The sequence below is a fragment of the Aeromonas sp. S41-2 genome, assembly GCF_027705845.1.
GTDB lineage: Bacteria > Pseudomonadota > Gammaproteobacteria > Enterobacterales > Aeromonadaceae > Aeromonas > Aeromonas hydrophila.
In genome coordinates, this window is record NZ_JAPDCG010000002.1 from 590,408 (window position 1) to 612,975 (window position 22,568).

Here is a 22,568-nt window from a genome sequence, read left to right on the forward strand (position 1 = left end):
TCATCTGCATATCACCCTATATACAAAGAGGGGCCAGCCGGCCCCTCTTTTTATTTCCATGCTGTGTCAGTACATCAGTCGAGCAGCTCCTGGTGGAGGCGGTTGACGATATGGCCCGCCTCGTCTTCCTTGACCAGGAAGCAGAGGTTGTGGGCGCTGGCGCCGTAACAGATCATGCGGATGTTGTGCTCGCGAATGGCGTCAAAGACCTGACTGCCCACCCCGGCCGCCTCGCTCATCCGGTTGCCGATCAGCGCCACCAGCGCCAGCCCCGTTTCCACCTGCACCTTGCACAGCTGGCCAAGCTCCGCCAGCACCTTGTCGCCGAGGATGGGCTCGCCGTTGCTCTGGCTGCCGGTGTGATCCAGGGTCAGCGACACGCTCACTTCCGAGGTGGTGATGAGATCCACCGAGATGCGGTGGCGGGCCAGGATGCCGAACACCTCGGCCAGAAAACCGTAGGCGTGGAACATGTTGAGGCTGTGCAGGGTGACCAGTACCTGATTGCGGCGCAGGGCCACGGCGCGAAACAGCGGATTGGTGCGAGTGCTGGCACGGATCCAGGTGCCGCCGGCGGCCGGATCCTTGCTGGAGCCGACAAACACCGGGATGTCCTGGCGCACCGCCGGCTGCAAGGTGGCCGGGTGCAGCACTTTGGCGCCGAAGGTGGCCATCTCGGCCGCCTCCACGAAGCTTATTTCGGGGATGGGACGGGCGCGGGTGACCAGGCGCGGATCCGTGGTGTAGATGCCGGGCACGTCGGTCCAGATCTCGATGGAGCCGGCGCCGAGCGCTTCGGCCAACAGGGCCGCGCTGTAATCGGAGCCGCCGCGGCCCAGGGTGGTGGTGCGCCCATCGCCGTCGGCACCGATAAAGCCCTGGGTGATGATGAGGCTGTCGCCAAGCAGGGGGCCCAGCGCGGTCTGGCAGAGGGCGCGGGTGGCGGCCAGATCCACGCTGGCCTTGCCAAAGCGGCTGTCGGTGCGCAGCAGCTGGCGCGCATCCTGCCAGCAGGCCTTCACGCCACGCTGGCGCAGCAGTTCGGTAAAGAGGCGGGTGGACATCAGCTCGCCGCAGGCGATGAGCCTGTCGGCCAGCTCGGCATCGGTGTGCAGATGGGCCTGGCGTGCCATGGTGCGGATCTCGCCGAGCTGGCCGTGGATGAGGTCGCTCAGATCGCCTGGGTCGCCCAGCTCCGTCAGAATGGCCTGCTGGATCTCGGTGAGCCTGGCCAGTTGCGCCTCCTGGCCCGCCTCGTCCAGATCGCCCTGAGCCAGTGCCACCAGCAGGTTGGTGACGCCGGCGCTGGCGCTCAGCACCACCACCCGGGTGGCCGGGTTGGCCAGCACCACATCGGCGCAGTTGTTCATGGCTGCCGCGTTGGCAACGCTGGTTCCGCCAAACTTGGCGACATTGATCGGGCTCATTGCTTACTCCTGTCTTAATATGAAAATCCGGATCCATCGGGCAAAAAGAGAGGAGGAGGCTGAAAATGGCAGGAATGATCGAAGCTATCCCGGCCAGAAGCACTCCACCCGCAGAGCCCATCCCGTACCCGCCCCTGACGGGGCGCGGTGGGGGATGACCACTACCGATGACAACCCGGGGGATTCAGCCCCCGCAGCCGACACTGAGGTATCCAGTTGCCTCAGATGTCTCGGCGCTGCTCCCCCTGACCCAAGTTCACCGGACACTGGTGTCCTCCCTCGGGCTGCCTGGGCAGCGCTCCTCTTCTGGCTCCACCAGGGCGGTGGAGTGCATTTAGAAATACCTTGCGTTGGATTGCACTGTCAATCGAGTTTGTGAAAAAGTTCAAAAAGTCAGCCAAGGCAACGCAAAATCAATGGGTTATACGATTGTCTTTGACAAAACCTTGGAGCGGCGCTGCCAGTTGTAGAGGCGCTGGCGCGCCACCGGCAGATCTTCCACCTCCAGCGGATCGAAGCCCCGTTCCCGGAACCAGTGAATGGAGCGGGTGGTGAGCACGAACAGGCGGCGGATCCCGAGCCGCTTGGCCCGCTCGGCCACCTTGGCCACCAGCTGATCCCCCCGGTTGGAGTTGCGGTAGTCGGGGTGGATGGCGACGCAGGCCATCTCCGCCATCGCCTCTTCCATGAAGCAGTAGAGCGCCGCGCAGCCGATGATGAGGCCGTCGCGCTCGATGATGGTGAACTTGTCGATCTCCATCTCCAGCTGCTCGCGGGAGCGGCGCACCAAGATCCCTTCTTCCTCCAGCGGGCGGATGAGATCCAGGATGCCACCGATGTCCTCGATGGTGGCGGCGCGTGCCTGCTCGGCGCTTTCCCGCACGATCTGGGTGCCGAGGCCATCGCGGCTGAACAGCTCCTGCAGCATGGCGCCGTCATCCTGATAGCTGACCAGGTGGGAGCGGGGCACGCCGCCGCGGCAGGAGGCGATGGCCGCGCGCAGATAGCGGGCGGTGCCGGACATCTCTTCCCCCGCCTGCTCCAGTTCTACCAGCAACTCTTCGGCCTGCTCGGGGAAGAGCTCGGAGATGGCCTCGCCGTGTCTGTCCATCACCCCCTGGGTGCTGCTGAAGCAGATGAGTTTGTCTGCTTTCAAATCTACCGCCACCCGGCGGGCCACCTCTTCCGAACTCAGGTTGAAGCTCTCGCCGGTGACCGAGCAGCCGATGGGGGAGATGAGCACCAGGCTCTTCTGATCGAGCTGGCGGGTGATCCCCTCCACGTCGATGCGGCGTACCCGGCCGCTGTGGCAAAAATCGATGCCGTCATCCACCCCGAGCGGCTGGGCAGTGACGAAGTTGCCGCTCACCACGCTGATGCGGGCACCCTGCATGGGGGTGTTGGCGAGCCCCATGGAGAGCTGGGCAGTGATGTCGTACTGCAACCCGCCGCACACCTGCTTGATTATGGCGAAGCTCTCGTCATCGGTGACCCGGATCCGCTTGTGGTACTGGGCCTCGATGCCGGCGCGGGCCAGTGCCTCGTCGTTCTGTGGACGGGAGCCGAACACCAGCACCAGGCGTATCCCTAAGGTCTGCAGCAGGGCGATATCACTGACGATGTTGGCGAAATTGGGGTGGCAGAGGGCTTCCCCCCCCATCATCAGCACGAAGGTGGCGCCTCTGTGTACATTGACGTAGGGGGTAGACTGCCGAAAGGCATAGACCAGGCTAGGTTCGCGTTCACGCACTTGAGGCTTCTTCCATAAAAAAACAGCAATGGGCTCAATATATGAAAATAAATGCACAAATCAAGATTAAATATTGATTTGGCGTGATTTTGTCATCGGGACGGCCAGGCGGTTCGAACAGCGGCGACACCAGGCGGGGCAGGGGTGTCAGCGGTGTGAGGGTACGCCTCAGGTTGATCCCGGCCCATAAACTGTTATCTTCGATATTCCTTTTCGTCAGCTGTGCGATCGCACAGGTTTTTATACAAGGACAGGGTGCATGGAACAGATTATTTCGCCGGCAGACGCGCTGCCGGGACGCCGCGAGGCGATGGTGATTGGCCAGCAGCATGCGGTCAATGGTCACCCGACTCAGGGACCCTGGCCTGAAGGGATGGCGGTGGCCTGGTTCGGCATGGGCTGCTTCTGGGGGGTGGAACGCCTGTTCTGGCAACAGCCCGGGGTCTACTCCACCGCCGCCGGCTATCAGGGCGGGGTGACCCAGAATCCCACCTACAAGGAGGTGTGCAGCGGATTGACCGGCCATGCCGAGACGGTGCAGGTGGTGTTTGATCCCAAGGTGATCAGTTACGGCGATCTGCTCAAGCTGTTCTGGGAGCAGCACGATCCGGCCCAGGGCATGCGCCAGGGCGGCGACATCGGCACCCAGTACCGCTCCGTCATCTTCTTCGGGGACGACACCCAGGAGGCGATTGCCCAGCAGAGTCTGGCCGCCTACCAGCAGGCGATGACGGCGAGCGGTGACGGGCGCACCATCACCACCCGCATTCTGCCGCTGGCGCCCTTCTATTACGCCGAGGATTACCATCAGCAATATCTGGAGAAGAATCCGGACGGGTATTGCGGCCTGGGTGGCATCGGTGTTTGCCTGCCACCGAGCCTCAACCGCTAGGTGAAGATGACGGGTATCTGTGACTTGTCATTGATTGAAAAAAGAAAAAGGCCGCGTTTGCGGCCTTTTTGTCGGGCTTTGTCAGGAGAGTGAAAAAAATCATAAAAAAATGTGTCATGGGCGGGAACTAAATTGAACCCGCTTTGCCTAACCTAGTAGCCACCATGGATGGCGGCTAAGACCAGACACATTTCTTGCCTCGAAAATTCATAAAAGTCATTGAAAAGCTTGATGAGTTGAAATGATAGCAAGCAGGGCTGCCCGTTGAAGGCGGCCCTTTTCATGTTTGCGGTGCGGAAAATTTGCGAGGGAGTGGCGAACTTGGCGTTCGCCATTGTGATCAGCTGATGGCGCCGTCAAACAGGTTCTTGATAAGATCGATGAACTCTTCGAGGAAGGCTTTCTGCTCCGGGGTCGGGGCGCGCAGCCAGACGGCGGAGAGCACCTCTTCCAGATCGGCCACCACCGCATCAGCTTCCTGCATGATCACGAAGCGCAACTTGGGATCGAGCTGCGGGTTCTGTTCGCAGATGGCCATCAGGTTGCTGGCCACCCGGCCGCTCACCAGATCTTCGATGGTCTGTTCACCACTGCTCTGTTGCTGGGTTTCAAACAGTCCCAGACTCTCCACCAGATACTCAATCAGGGCGATATAGCCTTCGCTTTCTACAACCATGGCGGCCTCAATCCTCAACAATACGGAAAAACTGTGCGTATTTTAGTGGCTGGACCTAGCTTGGCAAGCGGCAGTGCAGGCGATAACGGATAAAACCGACCCCGCCGCGCTCTACGCTCTCCAATCCGGTCAGCTCAAAGCCATACCGTAAAAATAGCCCATAGCTGAAGGCGCTGGCTTCCGTTGTCAGCTGTGTGAGTCCGAGCCGATTTGCCTCGGCGAGGGCCGCAGCCAGCAGCAGGCCGCCATAGCCCCGGCGCGGGTGATCGGCGCTCACATAGAGCAGGCTGAGGTGGCCATCCTGGCTCAGGGTGACAAAACCGAGTGGCTCGCCGTCTTGCTCCAGCACCCAGCCGCGGTGCTCGCGCAGCTGGCCGGCAAAGCCGGGATGATGGGCGCCGAGGGCCCACTGCTCCACCTGCTCCGGGCTGTAGTGCTGCGGGCCAATCCTTCGCACCGACTGCTCGAACAGGGCGCAAAGGGCGGGGATGTGTTGCTCGTTCAGCTGAACGAGCCTGGGCTCTGCCGCCATGGCGGAGCTCATCGCTGCGGCGCCTGCGGACGCTTGGCCTTGGGCAGACCGGCCACCACCCGCTCGTAGGAGTGATGCACCCAGCCCTGCCAGAGATCGTCGGCCAGGCCGTCGCTGAAGGTGACCGTGTTCCAGTGCTGCTTGTTCATGTGCCAGCCCGGTTTGACCTCGGGGTGGAGTTCGCGCAGCAGCAGGGCCAGCTCGGGCTCGCACTTGAGGTTCAGCCGCAGCGGCTCGGCCTGCCAGTCCAGCAGGGCAAACATCTTGCCGGCGATGCGATAGACCAGGATCTCTGGGCCGAAGGGGGTATCCTCTTGAGCGCCCGGCAGGGTCAGCAGAAAGGATCTCAAACGGGTCAACTCCATGGTCATGCTCCTGGCCGCTTGCGGTGCAAACGTATTAGTCGGGTGAAAAAATCTGCTAAGATGCGCGCCTACTATACCCCAATGCCGTTGATGAGGGAGTCGCAAGATGCTGTATCACAAGACCTTCGAGCTGGGTCCCGAGCGGGATTGGGTAGTATTCGTGCACGGGGCGGGCGGTAGCTCCTCCATCTGGTTCAAGCAGCTGCGCGCCTATCGCGAACACTTCAACGTGCTGCTGCTGGACCTGCGCGGTCACGGCCAGTCCCACAAGCTGCAGCAGGTGATCAAGGGGCACTACAGCTTTCGGGCGGTGACCGAGGATATCCTGCAACTGCTCGATCACCTCAACATTCGCCGCGCCCACTTCGTCGGCATCTCCCTTGGCACCATCCTCATTCGCCATCTGGCGGAGCTCTGTCCCGAGCGGGTCAAGAGCATGGTGCTGGGCGGCGCCATTTTGCGGCTCGACATCCGCTCGCGGGTGCTGGTGCAGCTCGGCCGCCTCGGCCAGCACATCCTGCCTTACATGTGGCTCTACCGGCTGTTTGCCTTCATCATCATGCCCCGTCAGCACCATCAGGAGTCGCGCAACCTGTTCGTGCGCGAGGCGCGCAAATTGTGCCAAAAAGAGTTCAAGCGCTGGTTTCGCCTCGCCACCGAGGTGAACCCCTTGATGCGCTATTTCAAGGAGCGGGCCCTGCCCATTCCTACCCTCTATGTGATGGGGGAGGAGGATCACATGTTCCTGGCGCCGGTGCGCGAGCAGGTGGCGCGCGATCCCTACAGCCGGCTCGAGATCATCGACGGCTGCGGCCACGTCTGCAACGTGGAGCGGCCCGAGCACTTCAACCGCCAGTCGCTGGCCTTTCTCACCGCCCAGCCCGGCTGAATTAGCTCCAGCCGCCGCTTTGATGCGGCCCTGGTGGCTTGAGCCTGCGAGGTCATGTCAGGTTTTGGCCGCCAATCACCGGGTGCTAGTCCACTACTACCCGGCCGGCTGAGCCCTTGGTTACCCTGTGACTCCCATCACCAAGGAGTCCCTATGACCAAACTCATCCACACCATGATCCGGGTTCGCGACCTGGACAGATCCGTGCGTTTCTACCGCGAGGCCCTCGAGCTGGCGGTACGGGATCACTTTCCCTTCGACGGTTTTTCCCTCACCTACCTTGCCAATGACCAGAGTGGTTTCGAACTCGAATTGACGCACAACCAGGGTCAGGCCGAGCCCTACAGCCATGGCAACGGCTATGGCCATCTGGCGGTGACGGTGGCAGACATCGAGGCGGCGCATCAGCGTCTGACGGCGCAGGGTCTGGCCCCTGCGCCGGTCAAGGCGATGCACCATGAGGGCACCCTGCTGGCCCGACTGTTCTTTTTGACCGACCCCGACGGTTACCAGATCGAGTTCATCGAGCGGGCCGGCCGCTTCGCCTGAGCTTGAAGCGTGGAATAGGAAGGGGCTGCAGCCTGGTGCTGCGGCCCTTTTTTCATGAGGAAGGAAAAGGCCGCCCCTCAGGCGGCGACGTCCTGCTCCTGTCTTGTTTCCAGATGAACCAGGCAGGAGCAGCGCAGCAGGGAGGCAAAGTTGCTCATCTCCATGCCGTTGCCGAGCGCTTCCTGATAGAGCTCGGAGAGAAACAGCCCCATGGAGCGCCCCTGGGCCTGACAGAGCTGCTCCAGGATGGTCCAGAACTTGTTTTCCAGCCGGATGCTGGTGCTGTGGCCGCAGATCCGCACCGAGCGGGTGGTGCAAGCGTAGTGACTGGGATCCTGGCCGGAGAAGACGGTGCACATGGACTGGTCCTGAGCGGTAAAGGGGAGGGCCATGGTAGGCAACTCTGCCGTCCGGGTCAAAAAAGCCCCCCGTTGATACGGGATGAGCGCCATCCTCCGTCAGCCAAAATAGTGGGCGATGTCGAGGTAGCGCTGGCGGATGTGCTCGATCAGCAGCCGGATCTTGCGCGGCGGCTGGCGGGTAAAGGGGTAGACGGCGTAGATGCCGAGCTTCTTGCCCACCTGATCGGGGAAGAGGTCCACCAGTTCGCCGTTCATCAGGTCGTGATAGACCAGGCAGCGCGGCACATAGACGATGCCGCGCCCCCCCAGCGCCGCCTTGCGCAGGGCGCCGGCGTTGTCGGTGCAAAAACTGCCCGATACCGACAGCAGGTAGTTGCCCTCTTCCCCCTTGAAGGCCCACTCCGAGGCCCCCGTGCTCTGGTAGGCGTAGCGCAGGCAGTTGTGGGTGAGCAATTCTGACGGCTCGCGCGGTGCCCCGAAACGGCGCACATAGGCGGGGGCGGCGCAGATCACCCACTGGGAGTCGAGGATGTGGCGGGCAATCAGGCTGGAGTCATCCAGATAGCCGGTGCGAATGACCAGGTCGAACCCCTCTTCCACCAGATTGACGAAGCGGTTGTCCAGCGACATCTCCACCGTGAGCCCCGGGTGCTGCTGGCAAAAATCGGCCACCGCATCGGCGAGCAAGAGCTCGCCGGAGATGGTAGGCACCGACATCCGCACATGGCCGCTCACCTTTTCACCAAAACCCGCCACCGCATCGAAGGCGTCCAGTGCGGCGGCCTTCACATTTTTGGCACCCTGATAGAGCTCCTTGCCCGCCTCGCTCAGGGTGAGCCGGCGGGTGGTGCGATAGAGCAGCTGCACCCCGAGTTCTTCTTCAAGGCGCCCGATCCGTTTACTAACTACCGAATTTGTCAGGGAATTTTGTTCAGCTACCTTGCTGAAGGAGCCGGCCTCCACCACCTGGGCGAAGAGGATGAGGTCGTCGGTACTGGCCATATTGATCAACTTTTGGAACGAATGTTGTTCATTATTTCCATATATCGCGAAAAAGGAACAGGGTAAGGTCACGTCCGCTTAACAAAACAACAACAAGGTGCGCCTCTGCACCGCTCGGACAAGGACGCAATGATGACAGACACCCTGCTGGCCCTGGTGGCCTTCTCGCCGATCCTGGTGGCCGCCGTGCTGCTGGTCGGCCTCAACTGGCCCGCCAAGCGCGCCATGCCCGTCGCCTTTTTGTTGACCGTGTTCATCGCCCTCTGGGGCTGGCAGATGAGTCCGACCCGGGTCTTTGCCTCCACCCTGCAGGGGCTGGTGATCACGGTGACCGTGCTCTGGATCGTGTTCGGCGCCATCCTGATGCTCAACACCCTCAAGCACACCGGCGCCATCAGCGCCATTCGCGGCGGCTTTACCAACATCTCGCCGGACCGGCGCATCCAGGCCATCATCATCGCCTGGTGCTTCGGCGCCTTTATCGAAGGGGCCTCCGGTTTTGGCACTCCGGCCGCCATCGCCGCGCCGCTGCTGGTGGCCATCGGCTTTCCGGCGTTGGCCGCGGTGCTGCTCGGCATGATGATCCAGTCCACCCCGGTGTCGTTCGGTGCGGTGGGCACCCCCATTCTGGTGGGGATCAACAAGGGGCTCGACAGCGAGATCATCGGCCAGACCCTGAGCGCCGGCGGCAGCAGCTGGGAGGTCTACCTGCAGCAGGTGACCACCAACGTGGCCCTGATTCACGCCGTGGTCGGCACCCTGATGCCGGTGCTGATGGTGATGATGCTGACCCGCTTCTTCGGCCGCCACCGCAGCTGGACCGAGGGGCTCGCCATCCTGCCGTTTGCGATTTTTGCCGGGCTCGCCTTCACCGTGCCCTATGCCCTGACCGGCATGCTGCTCGGTCCCGAGTTCCCGTCCCTCATCGGCGGGCTGGTGGGGCTGGCCCTGGTGGTGACTGCGGCGCGAGCCGGTTTTCTGGTGCCAAAAACCAGCTGGGATTTCGCCCCCGAGCAGGAGTGGCCCGCCGAGTGGCTGGGCTCCCTCAAGCTCGATCTCAAAGAGGCCGCCGCCCGCCCCATGTCGCTGCTGCTGGCCTGGCTACCCTATGTGGCGCTGGCCCTCTTGCTGGTGGCCAGCCGGGTGAGCCCGGAGTTCAAGGCCAGCCTGTTGTCGGTGAGCCTCGCCTTCACCGACCTCCTGGGGGAGAAGGGGGTCAGCGCCTCCATTGAGCCGCTCTACCTGCCGGGCGGCCTGCTGGTGCTCTGCGCCCTGCTCGCCACCTTGCTGCAATCGCGCTCCCTCGCCCCCTTCGGGCGGGCGTTGGGGGAGTCCAGCCGCACCCTGATCGGCGCCGGCTTCGTGCTGATCTTCACCGTGCCCATGGTGCGCATCTTCATCAACTCCGGCGTCAACGGGGCGGATCTTGCCAGCATGCCGGTGACCACTGCGAATTTTGCCGCCGGGCTGGTGGGGGAGTTCTTCCCGGCGCTCAGCGCCACCATCGGTGCGCTGGGGGCTTTTATCGCCGGCTCCAACACGGTGTCGAACATGATGTTCAGCCAGTTCCAGTTTGAAGTGGCGCAGACCCTGGGGGTCTCCACCGCCGCCATGCTGGCGTTGCAGGCCGTGGGCGCCGCCGCCGGCAACATGATTGCCATTCACAACGTGGTGGCGGCGTCGGCCACCGTGGGGCTGCTCGGCCGTGAGGGGGCGACGCTGCGCAAGACCGCGCTGCCAACCCTCTACTACCTGCTGGCCACCGGCCTTATCGGGCTGGCGCTCATGTACAGCTTCCACATCTCGGACGTCCTGCTGCAGTTGAAGTAAAGGAGAGCAAGTGATGAAGGTAATGCGGGTCTATCCGGCCAAGCCGGCCGATGTCTATCTCTATGCCACCTGTCTGGTGGACCTGTTCGACCCGGTGGCGGGGCTCGATGCCATCGCCCTGCTCGAGCGGGAAGGGATAAGGGTGCACTTTGTCGAGAAACAGACCTGCTGCGGGCAGCCGGCCTACACCTCGGGCCATGAAGAGGAGGCGCGCCAGGTGGCGCAAAGCCAGATGGCGCTCTTCCCCGAGCCCTGGCCGGTGGTGGTGCTGTCGGGCTCCTGCGGCGGCATGATGCACCACCACTACCGCCGACTCTTCCCCGAGAGCCCCGAGGTGGCGGCCTTTTGCGAGCGGGTGTTCGAGCTCACCGAGTTTCTGGCCCAGGTCTGTCGGGTGCGCTGGCACGGGGTGGGGAGGGCGAGCATCGTCATACACACCTCCTGCTCGGCGCGGCGCGAGATGCAGGTACACAGCCGGGCCCGCGCCCTGCTGGGTCAGCTCGATGGGGTCACCTTGCATGAGCAGGCCTACGAGAGCGAGTGCTGCGGCTTTGGCGGCACCTTCTCGGTGCGTCATCCCCACATCAGCCAGTCCATGGTCGAAGACAAGACCCGCCACCTGCTGGCCACCGGCGCCGACACCCTGGTGAGCGCGGACTGGGGGTGTCTTTTGAATATCAAGGGCTCCCTGGCCTATCAGGGCAAGACACTGCCCACCATGCACCTGGCCAGCTTCCTGCTCGCCCACAGCAAGCGGTTGTCAGAAAAAGAGGAGGCCCATCATGAGTGAGCACGCCAAGTATTCGCCGCGCCGCTTTCATCCCCAGGCCGAGGCGGCCCTGGCCGACCCCGTGCTGCGCCAGAACTTTCGCGGCGCCATGGATTACCTGCGCGCCAAGCGCCGGGACGCCTTCGCCGACCCTGCCGAAGAAGCTGCGGTGCGCGATGCGGCGGAGCACATTCGCCAGCGTTGCCTCTCGCGCCTGCCCGATCTTTTGGTGCAGCTCGAAACCAACTGCGAGCGCAACGGCATCCGGGTGCACTGGGCCCAGACGCCGGCCGAGGCCAACGCCATTATCCTCGGTATCGCCCAAAAACACCGGGTAAGTTCCATCGTCAAGGGCAAGTCCATGGTGAGCGAGGAGGTGGGCTTCAACCACGAGATGGCGCGCCACGGCATCCGCTGCCTTGAGAGCGACATGGGGGAGTTTATCGTCCAGCTCGACGGCGACACCCCGTCCCACATCATCATGCCCGCCATCCACAAGAACAAGCAGGAGGTGAGCGACACCTTCGCCGGCAATCTGGCGGATTTCACCCCCACCACCGACGTGGACGAGCTGATCCAGACCGGACGGCGGGCCCTGCGCGAAGAGTTTCGCCGCGCCGGCATGGGGCTCTCCGGTGTCAACTTCGCGGTGGCGGAGACCGGCAGCCTCTGCCTCGTCGAGAACGAGGGCAACGGGCGCATGTGCACCACGGTGCCGAAAGTCCATGTGGCCATCACCGGCATCGAGAAGGTGGTGGAATTTTTATCCGACGTGCCGCCGCTTTATAGCGCCCTGACCCGCTCGGCCACCGGCCAGGCCATCACCACCTATTTCAACGTCATCAGCGGTCCGCGCCGGGCAGGGGCGCTGGATGGCCCGGACGAGGTGCACCTGGTGCTGCTGGACAACGGCCGCAGCCAGGCTTACCGGGACGAGGAGCTGCGCAAGACCCTGCAGTGCATCCGCTGCGGCGCCTGCATGAACCACTGCCCGGTCTACACCCGCATCGGCGGCCACGCCTACGGCACCATCTACCCGGGCCCCATCGGCAAAATCATCTCCCCCCATCTGCTGGGGCTGGAGAGCACCCAGGATCTGGTGACCGCATCGAGCCTGTGCGGCGCCTGCGGCGAGGTGTGCCCGGTGCGCATCCCCATTCCCGACCTGTTGCAGCGCCTGCGCCGGGAGGCCAAACACGACGCACAGCCCGGCCACGAACCGCTGGCGGGGCAGGGGGTGGCCAAGAGCCGGCTCGAGACCCTCGCCATGCAGGGCTTTGCCTTTGCCGCCACCCACCCGCGCCTCTATCACGCCGCGACCGGTGTGGCCGGTCGCCTGCGGGGCTTGATGCCGAACCATCTGGGCCCCTGGACCCAGTGCCGCGAGGCCCCCAAACCCGCCCCCCAGAGCCTGCACGCCCTGCTGCGCCAGAAGAAGAAGGAGTCCTGAGATGTCGAGCAAAGAGGCCATATTGAGCCGCCTGCGCGGCACCGCCACCCCCATGGCCCACGCCCCCCATGGCTGGCAGCCCTGGCGCGGGGCAGATGATGGCGCGCGGCGCGAGCGCTTCCTCGCCGGGATCAGCGCCAGCCACGCCGAGCTCCTCACCGTCAAGGAGGCGACCCTTGCCAGGGAGCTGAGCGCCTGGTTGGATGAAGAAGGCGTGACGAGTCTGGCCTGTGGCCAGGGCGGCCGCTGGCAGGCGGCGGTCGCTACCGCCTGCGCCGGGCGATCAGTGTTGATCCCGGCGGGGGAGTTTGCCGGCTGGAAGGATGAGCTGTTCGATGCCTGTCAGGCTGGCATCACCCACTGCGCGGGGGCCATCGCTGATACCGGCACCCTGGTGTTGCTGCCGGATAGCGGCGAGCCGCGCACCTTATCCCTGGTGCCCCCCTGCCATATCGCCCTGCTGGCGGCCTCCACCATTGCCGACAACCTGGCTGGGCTGGTGGCGGGCGGGCGCTGGCAGCAGGCCATGCCCACCAACCTGCTGCTGGTCTCCGGCCCCTCCAAGACCGCCGACATCCAGCAGACCCTGGCCTACGGTGCCCACGGCCCGAGCCGCCTGCTGGTAGTGCTGGTGGAGGATTGCTGATGCCCTGGAACCAGTTTGACGCCGCCATGCTCTCGCGCATCCCGCCTGAGCGGCTGGTGAGCGACCCGGATCTTCGGCTGGCCCACGGCACGGACGCCAGCTTCTACCGGCTGGTACCCGAGCGCATCGTGCGCCTCGACTCCCTCGATGAAGTGCGCTTCGTGCTCGAGGTGTGCCGCGAATTGCACCTGCCGTGCACCTTTCGCGCCGCCGGCACCAGCCTCTCGGGGCAGGCCCTGAGTGATTCCGTGCTCATCACCCTGACCGACAGCTGGCGCGGCCACCGCATTCTGGACGAGGGGGCACGCATCGCCCTGCAACCCGGGGTGATCGGCGCCGATGCCAACCGCTATCTGGCGCCTCTGGGCCGCAAGATTGGGCCGGATCCCGCCTCCATCAGCGCCTGCAAGCTTGGCGGCATCGCCGCCAACAACGCGAGCGGCATGTGCTGCGGCACCGCCCACAATAGCTATCACACCCTGCACGCCATGACATTGCTGCTGGCCGATGGCACCGTGCTGGACAGTGGCGATCCCCACAGCCGCGCCGCCTTTGCGGCCAGGCGCCCGGAGCTGCTCACGAGGCTCGCGGCCCTGCGCGCCGAGGTGCTGGCGAATGAGGTGCTTGCCACCAACATTCGCCACAAGTACCGGCTCAAGAACACCACTGGCTACGCCATCAATGCCCTGCTCGACCATGAGGACCCCATCGATATCCTCACCCACCTGATGATCGGCTCGGAGGGGACCCTCGGCTTTATCGCCGAGGTGGTGCTCGACACCGTGCCCGAATACCCCCACAAGGCCTCGGCCCTGCAGGTGTTCCGGGACGCCGAGCAGGCCTGTCTGGCCACCTCGCGCCTGAAAAGCGCCCCGGTGGCGGCGGTGGAGCTGATGGATGGACGATCCCTGCGCTCGGTCGCGGGCAAGCCCGGCCTGCCGGACTTTATCAAGGCGCTGGATCTGGCTGCCTGCGCCTTGCTGATCGAAGTGCATGGGGAATCGAAAGAGGAGCTGGTCGATCGCTGCGAGCAGGTGACGGCCATGGCGGCCGAGTTTGTTCAGGTCGCTTCTGTGCCTTTTACCGGTGACAGCGCCGGCCTGTGGGCCATTCGCAAGGGGCTCTTCCCGGCGGTGGGGGCGGTGCGCACCACCGGCACCACCGTCATCATCGAGGATGTCGCCTTTCCCATCGAACGTTTGGCGGAAGGGGTGGCGGGGCTGCAGCAACTGTTCGATCGCTTCGAATATGGTGAAGCCATCATCTTCGGCCACGCGCTGGAGGGGAACCTGCACTTCGTCTTTACCCAGGGGTTCGATGATCCGGCCCAGGTGGCCCGCTACGGCGCCTTTATGGATGCGGTGGCCGAACTCGTCGCCGTGCGCTTTGGCGGGTCCCTCAAGGCCGAGCACGGCACCGGCCGCAACATGGCCCCCTATGTGGAGCTCGAATGGGGGCCGGAAGGGATGGCGCTGATGCGCCGCATCAAGGCGCTGCTGGACCCCGATGGCCTGCTCAATCCCGGCGTCATCATCAACGACGACCCCAAGGCCCATCTGGCCCATCTCAAACCCATGCCGGCGAGCGATGCCATCGTCGATCCGTGCATCGAGTGCGGCTTTTGCGAGGCAGTTTGCCCTTCGCGCACCCTGTCGCTGTCGCCGCGCCAGCGCATCGTGCTCTATCGCGAGCTGGCCCGCCGCAATCGTGCCGATGAGCCCTCCAACCAGCTGGCCCGGCTGTTTGACTATCAGGGCATCGACACCTGCGCCGCGACCGGGCTGTGCGCCGATCGCTGCCCGGTCGGCATCAACACCGGTGCGCTCATCAAGAAGCTGCGCACTGACAAATACCGGCGCTTCGTGCCCATCGCCCGCTGGAGCGCCGAGCATTTCGCCGGCGTTACCAGCACCGCCCGTGGGGCCCTCGGCCTCAAAGCCATTGCCGGCAAGCTGCTGGGGGACAAGGCGTTGGCAGGATTGGTGAACGGGGTTCGCCATCTGAGCGGCCAGCGCACGCCCGCCTGGCTGCCCACCCTGCCGGGGCCGAGCCGCTACCGGTGGCCGCCAGGGGAGGGGAGCAATAACGAATCCAGCGAGCGCGCTGTGGTCTATCTGCCGTCGTGCGCCAGCAGGGTATTCGGCCAGCAGGAGGATGCCCCGTCACTGCCGGATGTGGTGTTATCCCTGCTCAAAAAGGCGGGTTGTCGAGTCATAGTGCCGGCGAGAGTTGAGGGGCTTTGCTGCGGCATGCCCTATGACAGCAAGGGGATGGCCGAGGTGGCAGCAGCCAAGCGTACTGAGCTGGTGGCGGCGCTGTGGCAGGCAAGCGAGCAGGGGCGCTGGCCCGTGCTGCTCGACACCAGCCCCTGCGTGCAGCGACTGCTTTCAGGGGCGCTCGGCAAGGGCCTTCGGGTGTTCGAGCCCTCCGCCTTTGTGCTGGAACACCTGCTGCCCTACCTTGAGCTGACCCTCATCGATGAGACCGTCATGCTCCATATCACCTGTAGCAGCCGACGCATGGGGCTCGGGGAGAAGATGCTGGCGCTGGCCCGCGCCTGTGCCCGCGAGGTGATCGTGCCTGAGCATATCCAGTGCTGCGGCTTTGCCGGCGACAAGGGGCTGATGACCCCGGAGCTCAACGCCGCCGCCCTCGCCAGCCTGCCCACCCAGGTGCCCAGCGATTGCCGTCAGGGATTCAGTAACAGCCGCACCTGTGAAATGGGGCTCAGCCAGCACGCCGGCATTCCCTATCACAGCATCCTCTATCTGGTGGATCAGGCGACGAAATAAATACCCCCCGGCAGAATATATTCTGTCAGGGGGCTATCTCAAGAAGAGTGAGTGTTTTTAGTAATTCATGTTGCTTTTTTATTGGTCAATGTGACTTAAATATATGCGGGCATCCTTTTCATTTCATATGACATTCCATGTGAAATCGGACTCTCAATTTTGGATGAAAAGCCATTCATGAAAACAGAGTTTACTTCGTGGTAGGAGTAAAACATTGATATACCACTGCGATATGAGCACTCTTCCCCGTTCCCCAGTCACATGGTTCTCTATTATATGTGGTGTAGAATAGGACTCCACCATTTGGCATATCTTGTGCCTGTTTTGGGTTCATAACAGTCACACCATCCTCCGCTCCACCACATATACTATGCACACTAATAGAGCCAACACATTGTCCTTGAGGCAGGAATTGACAGTCATCCTCTTTCCAAGAATATCTATTGTCTGCTCTTTTAACCTCACCTACATTAAAAACCTTTTTACATTCAGTAATAAATGAGAATGGCAGTTTTGTATTTGCGTTAGCGAACGCTGGAATTGAAAACAATACCATTAGCAAAAGCTTTTTCATGTTTTTCCTCCAATGTGAATAAGTTATGCTACAGATGGATTAATTGTGGGTGAAGTACCCATGTGGGGGGGGAATATTGATTTAATTTATTTAAATCTTTAGTGATCTGTGGCATCCATTGAATTTTCTTTGCAGAGGGTAGTGTTTTTAGTTGATGGTGTTGTGAGCAGACATTAGCTTCGGAATGGAGGGGGATAATAAGTTATGCTGTTGGAAGAAGAGTAAAAAATCTGTGTGGTTCGCCATTTAAATGTTTTGTTTAATAATGGGATGCCGGTCATTTATCGTAGCATGGGTATATTTAGGTCCAGCTAATTTTCAGCCATCACGCTGACATTCCTTATTACAGTATTCTGTGAGACGAAGAGATACATAAAGCCCTGTTAGAGTGAGTTGTGGGGTTTTGTTGAGCAGCAGTGCCTGGTCACGCCTTGCAATGCCCCGTTGTATATATCCCTCTTGAGAGCCTTGTTACTTGTGTTTTTGTAATATCACTGTGCTGCATCGCTCGGCCAACCAAGTCATGTGTTATCTCTTGCTCATCAATGCCTTGTAACAGCTGGTTACAGATCTTGCGTCGACCGGCGAACCCTTCCTCCAGTAAATTCAGCGGCGATTGAATGCACCTCACATAACAAAGCAATTGCAAGGAACAAGAGTCATGAGAATGCACCACAAAGCCATGCTGGCCATCGCCTGCACCGCCGCCCTGTCCGCCTGTGACAGCGAGAAGGCGGCCAATAGCATCGCCAAGCGCGCGCCGCTGCCGTTGCCCGATGCCGGCGTCTATGAGGCAAACCTGCTCAGCCGCGATGGCGATCAGGGGCCGCTCAAGATGATCAAGGGAGTGGAGGGATTGGCGCTGGTCTATCCCAAGGGGGATGGCGAGCAGCGCTGGGGCGTCTGGGTCGAGAACGACGGCAAGTCGATTACCTCTTCGCAATGGATGGGGCAGGCGGCCCAGAAGGAGAACAAGGATGGCATCTATCCGGTGCTGCTGGAGCGCACCTCGGTGCGGGGCAAGCGGCTCGATGCCCAGAGCAACGACCACAACCTCATCAGCTTTCAAGACAAAGCGGTAACCGATCTGGCTGGCAAGGAGGTCAAGCGCTGGACCTTTGACTTCAGCCGTACCGGCACCCAGTTCCGGGATCCGGATCAGAGCACCGCCCTCTATCGCGACTGGAGCGGCCACCTTGCCGTGAGCAAGCTCGCCACCCGGACGATCACCAACGACAGCTGGCAGGTGGCAGAGGACGCCGGCTTTGGCGATGCCATGGTGGGGCTGATCCGCAGCACCAACAATGGCGGCTCCCTGACCTTGGAGATCGAATTTCCCAAGGCGGGCTGTACCCTGACCGGCAAGGGCAGTGCAGAGTCTGGCAAGGGGCTCAGCAAGCTTAACCTGAGCGGGTTTGGCAAGTGCAGCTTCCAGGCATCAAGTGATCTCAGTCCGCTTGAGAACAAGTGGATGCTGGGCCTGGCCAAGGCCAAAGAGGGGGCAACGGCCTATGTCGCCGCGTTCGAGATGCCGGATACCCGCAAGACGACCCTGGTGGTGGGCTTCCCCGAACAGCACGGTCTGATGATGGTGGGCGACAAGCAGCCCTGATCCCGTCTTGATATCCCGTCACTGCACTGCGTTGTTACCCCGGCTTGGCCGGGGTTTTTGATGGTGGTGGGTTGTCTCCAGGGACAAACAGGGGGCAAGGCTCAATACCCCGTCATCTCCAGATAGCCGACGCCTTTGGCGTCCCCCGAGACCGAGACTGCGCCTTCCCAGTAGTCAAAGCGTCCCGTCATGGCCTGATCGGGCTGGCGTGCCTGAATACGGAGGTTGAGATCCTCGACCTTAAGCTGCCACTCGATGGGGTAGGGCTGCCCCTTGGGGCCGCGCCAGGTCTTGCCGGGGGTGAGGCGGATCTGCGCAGGGTTCAGCACCCGGCTGCTGCCGTCCCGTTCAATCAGGATGCCGTAGCGGTTCTCTGGCTCGGTGCGTCCTGCCTTGGTGCGCAGGCGAAACAGCATCAGCTCGCGGCCATCTTCAAATTGCAGCGAAAACCAGTCCCAGCCCGATTGCCACTGGGCCAATACCGAGCTGCTCCACTCGTGATCAAACCAGCCCTCACCGCTGACGTTACGGGTCTCGCCATCCAGGGTCAGGGTGCCGCTGATGGTCAGGCGCGGGTAGGAGTAGTAGAAGGAGGCGTTGCCCGGGCTCTTCTCGCTGTAACCCGCTTTGCCCTGCAGTACCGCCGGCTTGGCGGCGCTCACTTGCAAATCAAGATCCCCCGCCTTGCTCTGCACCTTGAGGGTGGCGGGAAAAAGCGATTCCCCTTGAGAGGCCAGCACCCACTCTTTGAGCCAATACTGGCCGCCGTTGGCACCGGCCAGTCCTGGCCCCTGACGGCTGGTGCGCTCGTCCTGCTGGTGGCTGCCCTTGCTCACATCCGTGATGGCGAACTGGGCCAGCCAGAGCTGGGGGGTGAGCCAGGGGTTGTCGGATGTTATCTCCTGCTCGATGCCTTGGCGAAACAGGGTCCACTGCATGCCGTAGCTGCGCCCCTGCTGGTCTTTCAGGTTGCCGGTGAGATACCACCACTCGGAGCGGTAGTCGGGGTGGGCACCGTGATCCGTGGGCAGGTTGATGGACTGACCCGGCAGGGCTTTTTTGAAGTGATCGTTGCCGCCGCCAAGGATGGCGCCCAGATCGTTGGCATTGATCCCGGCGCCATACAGGGTGCAGATCAGCGCCAGTGGCCAGATGATTGTTTTCATACCACTCTCCTTGCGGCATACCAGGAGGCGAGCGCGCCACAGACGGGGGCGAGCAGGAGCGCCGTGACGGCGTGCAGGGGGGCGGCCTCAAAGGCCAGCCGCCAGCCGAAGGCGCGGGGGTTGACCACCTCAATCAGCACCCAGGCAAGGCCATAGCCCACCGGCAGGGCCAACAGCGCGGTGAGCAGCCCGAGGCCCGCCCCCTGCCACACCAGCAGCCGGCGGCAGTGGCGGGGGCTCAGGCCAAGGCTCTGCAGGGTCTGCAACTCGCCGCGCCGGGCCAGCCCCAGCACCATAAAGGCCGAGCCGATGCCGACGAAGGCGATCCCTAGGATCAGCGACTTCAATAGCTCGGTCACCACGAAGGTCTGATCGAACACCCTGAGGGCGGCGGCGTGGATGGCGGGGGCGGGCAACAGGTTCACCCGCTCGCCAAACTGGGCCCGCAGGCGATCGGCGAGGCGATCAACGTGCGGGCTGAAGAGGGCCAGGGATTGCACCTTGCCCCCTTCGAAGGCGTGCAGTATCTGCCCCTTGTCGCTGCCGTAATCCTGATAGACGCCGGTGACGGTGAAGGTGCGTGGCCCCTGCTCGCCGCTCACCTCGAGGCGCTGGCCCACCTTGACCCCGAGGCGCACCGTCAGCGGTTCACTCGCCAGCACCTCGGCGGGGGTGTCGGGCCAGCGCCCGGCCAGCAGCGGATAGGCGGCTTTCAGCTCGGGGATAAAGTCCATCTGCGCCCACTCGATGGGCTGCCCCTGCCAGCGGGCAGGGTGCACCGAGCGGCGCGAGGCGGCGCGCACATCCGGCGCGGCGAGGATGGTGTTGAGGGTCTGCTCGCTCAATGTGCCCTTGCTGCCGGCCACCCCCTTGGGGACGGTGACGTAGAGATCGGCGGCCAGGCGCTGGCCGAGCCAGATCTCCACGCTCGAGCGAAAGCTCGACACCATGACGCCGATGCCGATGGCCGCGGCGATGGCCAGTTGCAGCGCCATCACCGCGATGGCGGTGCGATCCAGGTGATAGAGGGTTTCGGCCACCCCGAGCCGGGCGCTGAGGGGGCCGCGCTCGCGTCGGCGCAGCCGGCCCAGCACGGCGCGCAGCACATCGGGCAGGGCGAGCGCCATGGCCAGCAGCCAGCCGCCGGCCACGAAGAGGGCGCCGCCCAGCCCGGTTTCTGGCCGCCACAGACAGAGCGCACAGAGCAGCAAGATGGCGATGGCGAGCCCCCGACGTTGCCAGGGATGAGCCGGCGGGCGGCTGTTGTCCTCACGCAGCTCAAGAGGGGATTGGCGCAGCAGTTGCCACCAGCCAGGCAGGTTGGCGGCGAGCGTGCCCAGCAGGCCGATCACCAGCGCCTTGCCAAGGCTGGCGGGGGAGAGGCGCAGCAGATCGATGGGGTTGGGGCCATAGAGATCGGCCAGCGCCTGGGTGAGCTGCCCCATCAGGGCGAGTGCCAACAGGCTGCCGAGCAGCAGCCCGAGCAGGGTGCCGATGCTGGCGAGGATCAGGATCTCCAGGGTCAGCCAGCGCAGCAGCCGGCGCGGCGGCATGCCGAGGATGATGAGCTGGGCCAGCTGGGGGCGGCGCACGCTCTGCACGAAGCGCTGGGCGTTGAACACCAAAAACAATCCCACCGCCATGGCGAGCAGGGAGAGCGCCGTGAGGTTCAGCGCCAGCGCATCGCCGAGCTGGCTGGCATCGAGCGCCGGGCTGATGGGCTCAAGCCACAAGGGCTGGGCGGCGAGTCCGGTTCCCTGCGCAGCCTGCAGGACGCGTTGCAAGGCCGTGGTCTCTTGCTCGCTGAGCTTGAAGACGATGCGATCGAGCCGCCCTTCCTTGCCCAGCAGCGGCTGGGCGAGGCCGATGTCGGTCACCAGCAGCCGCTCCATGGGCACGGCGCCGGGCTCGAAGGTGCCGGCCAGAGTGAGGGTCAGCGGGCGGGGCGACGCCCCCTCACCGCCCCCCAGCACGAAGTGCCGGCTCTGGCCCGTTTGCCAGCCAAGGCGCTTGGCCTCGGGGGTGGCCAGCCAGACGCTGTCGGCGCGGGTGAGGGAGAAGGTGGGCTCTTTGTCCGGCGCGGCGCCAAACAGCCGGCGCAAGGGGCCGGGGTTGAACAGATCCATCCCCAGCAGCTGAAAACTGCGCCCCTGCTCATCTTGCAGCCAGCCGTGCAGCTGGGGCATGGCGTCGAGGTTCGGTTGGCTGCGCACCAGCGTCACATAGAGCTGCTCGTCCAGCCCGCCGTCCGGCGCCAGCCGGTAGTTCGCTTCCCCCGCCAGCTGGCTGCGGGCGGCGACGAAGTTGGTGCGGGCGCTGTGGTTCAAGAGCTCGATGGCCACCACCAGGGAGACCCCCAGGGTGAGCCCGACCAGGCTCATCAGCAGCAGCCAGGGGTGGGTGCGATAGAGGCGCAGCAGCGCCTTGAGCGGCAGCGGCAACATCACTGCCCTCCGTGGTGGGCGTCAGTCATGGCGGCGCCCCTTGAGCTCGACCAGCTGACCCCCTTCAAGGCGCAGCACCCGATCCGCCAGGGCGCCATAGGCGGGGTTGTGGCTCACCAGCAAGAGCCCTGCGCCGGTGCCCCGCACCGCCGCCATCATCAGCGCCATCACCTGCTCGGCGTTGTGTTCATCGAGACTGCCGGTGGGCTCGTCGGCGAGCAGCCACTGGGGCTGGTGAATGAGGGCGCGGGCCAGCGCCACCCGCTGGCGCTGGCCGCCGGAGAGCTGCTCCGGCCAGGCGTGGCGTTTGTGGGCCAGATCGAGGCGCTCCAGCAGGCCGTCAATGCGTGTCTCATCGCGGGCAAGCTGGTTGATGGCAAGGGGCAGGGCGAGGTTCTCGGCCACGGTCAGGGTCGGCAGCAGGTTGAAGTCCTGATAGACGATGCCGAAGTGGCGACCGCGCAGGCGGGCCCGCTCGTCCGCCGACTGGTTGTCAAGGCGGGTCTCCCCCAGCCAGATCTCCCCCTCATCCGGGGGGAGGAGGCCGGCGATGAGGTTGAGCAGGGTCGACTTGCCGCAGCCGCTCTGCCCCAGCAGCAGGGTGATCTCGCCGGCCGCCAGGGCCAGATCAAGGTGGTGAAACAGCGGCAGCCGTTCGCTGCCGTTATCGAAGCTCTTGCCGAGATTGCGCAGGGTCAGCATGGGATAACCGGTTGATGGTCAATGGCTTTCATCATGCCATGTACGTTGCTCCCCTGCCTAATGATCACGCGGCTTTGCCTTTGTGCGAGAGTGCCAGTTAGTGATCAAGGCTGCAAAAGAGGTGAGGATCCTGGCTGGA

Annotated in this window: 20 protein-coding genes and 1 riboswitch; of the genes, 9 read left to right on the forward strand and 11 right to left on the reverse strand. The window is 63.4% G+C overall.

The window, feature by feature from the left end; all coding sequences use genetic code 11:
• Positions 1 to 74 precede the first annotated feature (74 nt).
• Entirely contained in the window at positions 75 to 1,427 is a 1,353-nt protein-coding gene (gene lysC / locus OKC44_RS07140; protein WP_270811844.1) for a lysine-sensitive aspartokinase 3, read from the reverse strand.
• A gap of 89 nt (positions 1,428 to 1,516) precedes the next feature.
• A riboswitch (Lysine riboswitch) is annotated at positions 1,517 to 1,741 on the reverse strand.
• 107 nt (positions 1,742 to 1,848) lie between these two features.
• Positions 1,849 to 3,177, reverse strand: a complete 1,329-nt coding sequence (gene argA / locus OKC44_RS07145) for an amino-acid N-acetyltransferase (protein ID WP_011706389.1) — start codon at positions 3,175 to 3,177, stop codon at positions 1,849 to 1,851.
• A 259-nt stretch (positions 3,178 to 3,436) separates the two neighbouring features.
• On the opposite strand from argA, the gene msrA reads away from it, so the two are divergent.
• Positions 3,437 to 4,069 (forward strand): peptide-methionine (S)-S-oxide reductase MsrA, encoded by a 633-nt coding sequence (msrA, locus tag OKC44_RS07150; RefSeq protein WP_024944924.1) that lies wholly within the window; start codon positions 3,437 to 3,439, stop codon positions 4,067 to 4,069.
• Positions 4,070 to 4,409: 340 nt separating this feature from the next.
• Here msrA and OKC44_RS07155 read toward each other — a convergent pair whose 3' ends face one another.
• The 3 genes from OKC44_RS07155 to OKC44_RS07165 are packed head-to-tail and all read right to left on the reverse strand — an operon-like array spanning position 4,410 to position 5,642.
• Positions 4,410 to 4,745 carry a DUF3802 family protein gene (locus OKC44_RS07155; RefSeq protein WP_024944925.1) on the reverse strand — a complete coding sequence of 112 codons (336 nt, stop codon included), beginning with the start codon at positions 4,743 to 4,745 and terminating at the stop codon, positions 4,410 to 4,412.
• Between the two features lie 55 nt (positions 4,746 to 4,800).
• Positions 4,801 to 5,289, reverse strand: a complete 489-nt coding sequence (locus OKC44_RS07160; protein WP_270811846.1) for a GNAT family N-acetyltransferase — start codon at positions 5,287 to 5,289, stop codon at positions 4,801 to 4,803.
• On the reverse strand, positions 5,286 to 5,642 hold the full coding sequence (locus OKC44_RS07165; protein WP_016351046.1) for an MmcQ/YjbR family DNA-binding protein: 357 nt from the start codon (positions 5,640 to 5,642) through the stop codon (positions 5,286 to 5,288). Before OKC44_RS07165 ends, OKC44_RS07160 begins: the two co-directional genes overlap by 4 nt.
• Before the next feature lie 106 nt (positions 5,643 to 5,748).
• Here OKC44_RS07165 and OKC44_RS07170 point away from each other — a divergent pair, with 106 nt between their 5' ends.
• Both OKC44_RS07170 and OKC44_RS07175 read left to right on the forward strand, forming a co-directional pair.
• Positions 5,749 to 6,531, forward strand: coding sequence for an alpha/beta fold hydrolase (locus OKC44_RS07170; protein ID WP_005302068.1), 783 nt, complete (start codon positions 5,749 to 5,751; stop codon positions 6,529 to 6,531).
• A gap of 153 nt (positions 6,532 to 6,684) precedes the next feature.
• A complete protein-coding gene (locus OKC44_RS07175) occupies positions 6,685 to 7,080 on the forward strand; it encodes a VOC family protein (RefSeq protein WP_219313272.1) in 396 nt (131 codons plus the stop codon).
• Positions 7,081 to 7,157: 77 nt separating this feature from the next.
• Here the strand turns inward: OKC44_RS07175 and OKC44_RS07180 are convergent, their stop codons facing one another.
• Complete coding sequence (locus OKC44_RS07180) at positions 7,158 to 7,472, reverse strand: ribbon-helix-helix domain-containing protein (protein ID WP_270811853.1); 315 nt, start codon at positions 7,470 to 7,472, stop codon at positions 7,158 to 7,160.
• 66 nt (positions 7,473 to 7,538) lie between these two features.
• Positions 7,539 to 8,516 (reverse strand): LysR family transcriptional regulator, encoded by a 978-nt coding sequence (locus OKC44_RS07185; RefSeq protein ID WP_270811856.1) that lies wholly within the window; start codon positions 8,514 to 8,516, stop codon positions 7,539 to 7,541.
• A 60-nt stretch (positions 8,517 to 8,576) separates the two neighbouring features.
• On the opposite strand from OKC44_RS07185, the gene OKC44_RS07190 reads away from it, so the two are divergent.
• The 5 genes from OKC44_RS07190 to OKC44_RS07210 are packed head-to-tail and all read left to right on the forward strand — an operon-like array spanning position 8,577 to position 15,931.
• On the forward strand, positions 8,577 to 10,274 hold the full coding sequence (locus OKC44_RS07190; RefSeq protein WP_270812144.1) for an L-lactate permease: 1,698 nt from the start codon (positions 8,577 to 8,579) through the stop codon (positions 10,272 to 10,274).
• Between the two features lie 13 nt (positions 10,275 to 10,287).
• Entirely contained in the window at positions 10,288 to 11,064 is a 777-nt protein-coding gene (locus OKC44_RS07195; protein ID WP_270812147.1) for a (Fe-S)-binding protein, read from the forward strand.
• Positions 11,057 to 12,493 (forward strand): LutB/LldF family L-lactate oxidation iron-sulfur protein, encoded by a 1,437-nt coding sequence (locus OKC44_RS07200; RefSeq protein ID WP_270811858.1) that lies wholly within the window; start codon positions 11,057 to 11,059, stop codon positions 12,491 to 12,493. The genes OKC44_RS07195 and OKC44_RS07200 overlap by 8 nt, the downstream gene beginning before the upstream one ends.
• 1 nt (position 12,494) lies before the next feature.
• Complete coding sequence (locus OKC44_RS07205) at positions 12,495 to 13,139, forward strand: LutC/YkgG family protein (protein ID WP_270811860.1); 645 nt, start codon at positions 12,495 to 12,497, stop codon at positions 13,137 to 13,139.
• Entirely contained in the window at positions 13,139 to 15,931 is a 2,793-nt protein-coding gene (locus OKC44_RS07210; RefSeq protein ID WP_270811864.1) for an FAD-binding and (Fe-S)-binding domain-containing protein, read from the forward strand. The genes OKC44_RS07205 and OKC44_RS07210 overlap by 1 nt, the downstream gene beginning before the upstream one ends.
• A gap of 190 nt (positions 15,932 to 16,121) precedes the next feature.
• Here OKC44_RS07210 and OKC44_RS07215 read toward each other — a convergent pair whose 3' ends face one another.
• The gene (locus OKC44_RS07215; RefSeq protein WP_139348872.1) at positions 16,122 to 16,505 is read right to left on the reverse strand and encodes a hypothetical protein; all 384 of its coding nucleotides are present in this window, start codon (positions 16,503 to 16,505) and stop codon (positions 16,122 to 16,124) included.
• 667 nt (positions 16,506 to 17,172) lie between these two features.
• Between OKC44_RS07215 and OKC44_RS07220 the strand changes: the two genes are divergently transcribed.
• Entirely contained in the window at positions 17,173 to 18,117 is a 945-nt protein-coding gene (locus tag OKC44_RS07220) for a hypothetical protein (protein WP_333563241.1), read from the forward strand.
• A 101-nt stretch (positions 18,118 to 18,218) separates the two neighbouring features.
• On the opposite strand, the gene OKC44_RS07225 is transcribed toward OKC44_RS07220, so the two are convergent.
• From OKC44_RS07225 to OKC44_RS07235, 3 genes are read right to left on the reverse strand one after another with little or no spacing between them, the layout of a single operon-like run.
• Entirely contained in the window at positions 18,219 to 19,283 is a 1,065-nt protein-coding gene (locus OKC44_RS07225; protein WP_270811870.1) for a lipocalin-like domain-containing protein, read from the reverse strand.
• Positions 19,280 to 21,727: an FtsX-like permease family protein gene (locus OKC44_RS07230; protein WP_270811873.1), complete on the reverse strand. Its 2,448-nt coding sequence runs from the start codon at positions 21,725 to 21,727 to the stop codon at positions 19,280 to 19,282. Before OKC44_RS07230 ends, OKC44_RS07225 begins: the two co-directional genes overlap by 4 nt.
• Positions 21,728 to 21,748: 21 nt before the next feature.
• On the reverse strand, positions 21,749 to 22,429 hold the full coding sequence (locus tag OKC44_RS07235; protein WP_029300465.1) for an ABC transporter ATP-binding protein: 681 nt from the start codon (positions 22,427 to 22,429) through the stop codon (positions 21,749 to 21,751).
• Between the last annotated feature and the right edge of the window lie 139 nt (positions 22,430 to 22,568).

Coding starts and splice junctions, on each gene's coding strand:
- lysC (WP_270811844.1), bottom strand. CDS start 1,427: ATGAGCCCGATCAATGTCGCCAAGTTTGGCGGAACCAGCGTTGCCAAC.
- msrA (WP_024944924.1), top strand. CDS start 3,437: ATGGAACAGATTATTTCGCCGGCAGACGCGCTGCCGGGACGCCGCGAG.
- OKC44_RS07155 (WP_024944925.1), bottom strand. CDS start 4,745: ATGGTTGTAGAAAGCGAAGGCTATATCGCCCTGATTGAGTATCTGGTG.
- OKC44_RS07160 (WP_270811846.1), bottom strand. CDS start 5,289: ATGAGCTCCGCCATGGCGGCAGAGCCCAGGCTCGTTCAGCTGAACGAG.
- OKC44_RS07165 (WP_016351046.1), bottom strand. CDS start 5,642: ATGGAGTTGACCCGTTTGAGATCCTTTCTGCTGACCCTGCCGGGCGCT.
- OKC44_RS07170 (WP_005302068.1), top strand. CDS start 5,749: ATGCTGTATCACAAGACCTTCGAGCTGGGTCCCGAGCGGGATTGGGTA.
- OKC44_RS07175 (WP_219313272.1), top strand. CDS start 6,685: ATGACCAAACTCATCCACACCATGATCCGGGTTCGCGACCTGGACAGA.
- OKC44_RS07180 (WP_270811853.1), bottom strand. CDS start 7,472: ATGGCCCTCCCCTTTACCGCTCAGGACCAGTCCATGTGCACCGTCTTC.
- OKC44_RS07190 (WP_270812144.1), top strand. CDS start 8,577: ATGACAGACACCCTGCTGGCCCTGGTGGCCTTCTCGCCGATCCTGGTG.
- OKC44_RS07195 (WP_270812147.1), top strand. CDS start 10,288: ATGAAGGTAATGCGGGTCTATCCGGCCAAGCCGGCCGATGTCTATCTC.
- OKC44_RS07200 (WP_270811858.1), top strand. CDS start 11,057: ATGAGTGAGCACGCCAAGTATTCGCCGCGCCGCTTTCATCCCCAGGCC.
- OKC44_RS07205 (WP_270811860.1), top strand. CDS start 12,495: ATGTCGAGCAAAGAGGCCATATTGAGCCGCCTGCGCGGCACCGCCACC.
- OKC44_RS07210 (WP_270811864.1), top strand. CDS start 13,139: ATGCCCTGGAACCAGTTTGACGCCGCCATGCTCTCGCGCATCCCGCCT.
- OKC44_RS07215 (WP_139348872.1), bottom strand. CDS start 16,505: ATGAAAAAGCTTTTGCTAATGGTATTGTTTTCAATTCCAGCGTTCGCT.
- OKC44_RS07220 (WP_333563241.1), top strand. CDS start 17,173: ATGCACCACAAAGCCATGCTGGCCATCGCCTGCACCGCCGCCCTGTCC.
- OKC44_RS07225 (WP_270811870.1), bottom strand. CDS start 19,283: ATGAAAACAATCATCTGGCCACTGGCGCTGATCTGCACCCTGTATGGC.
- OKC44_RS07230 (WP_270811873.1), bottom strand. CDS start 21,727: ATGTTGCCGCTGCCGCTCAAGGCGCTGCTGCGCCTCTATCGCACCCAC.
- OKC44_RS07235 (WP_029300465.1), bottom strand. CDS start 22,429: ATGCTGACCCTGCGCAATCTCGGCAAGAGCTTCGATAACGGCAGCGAA.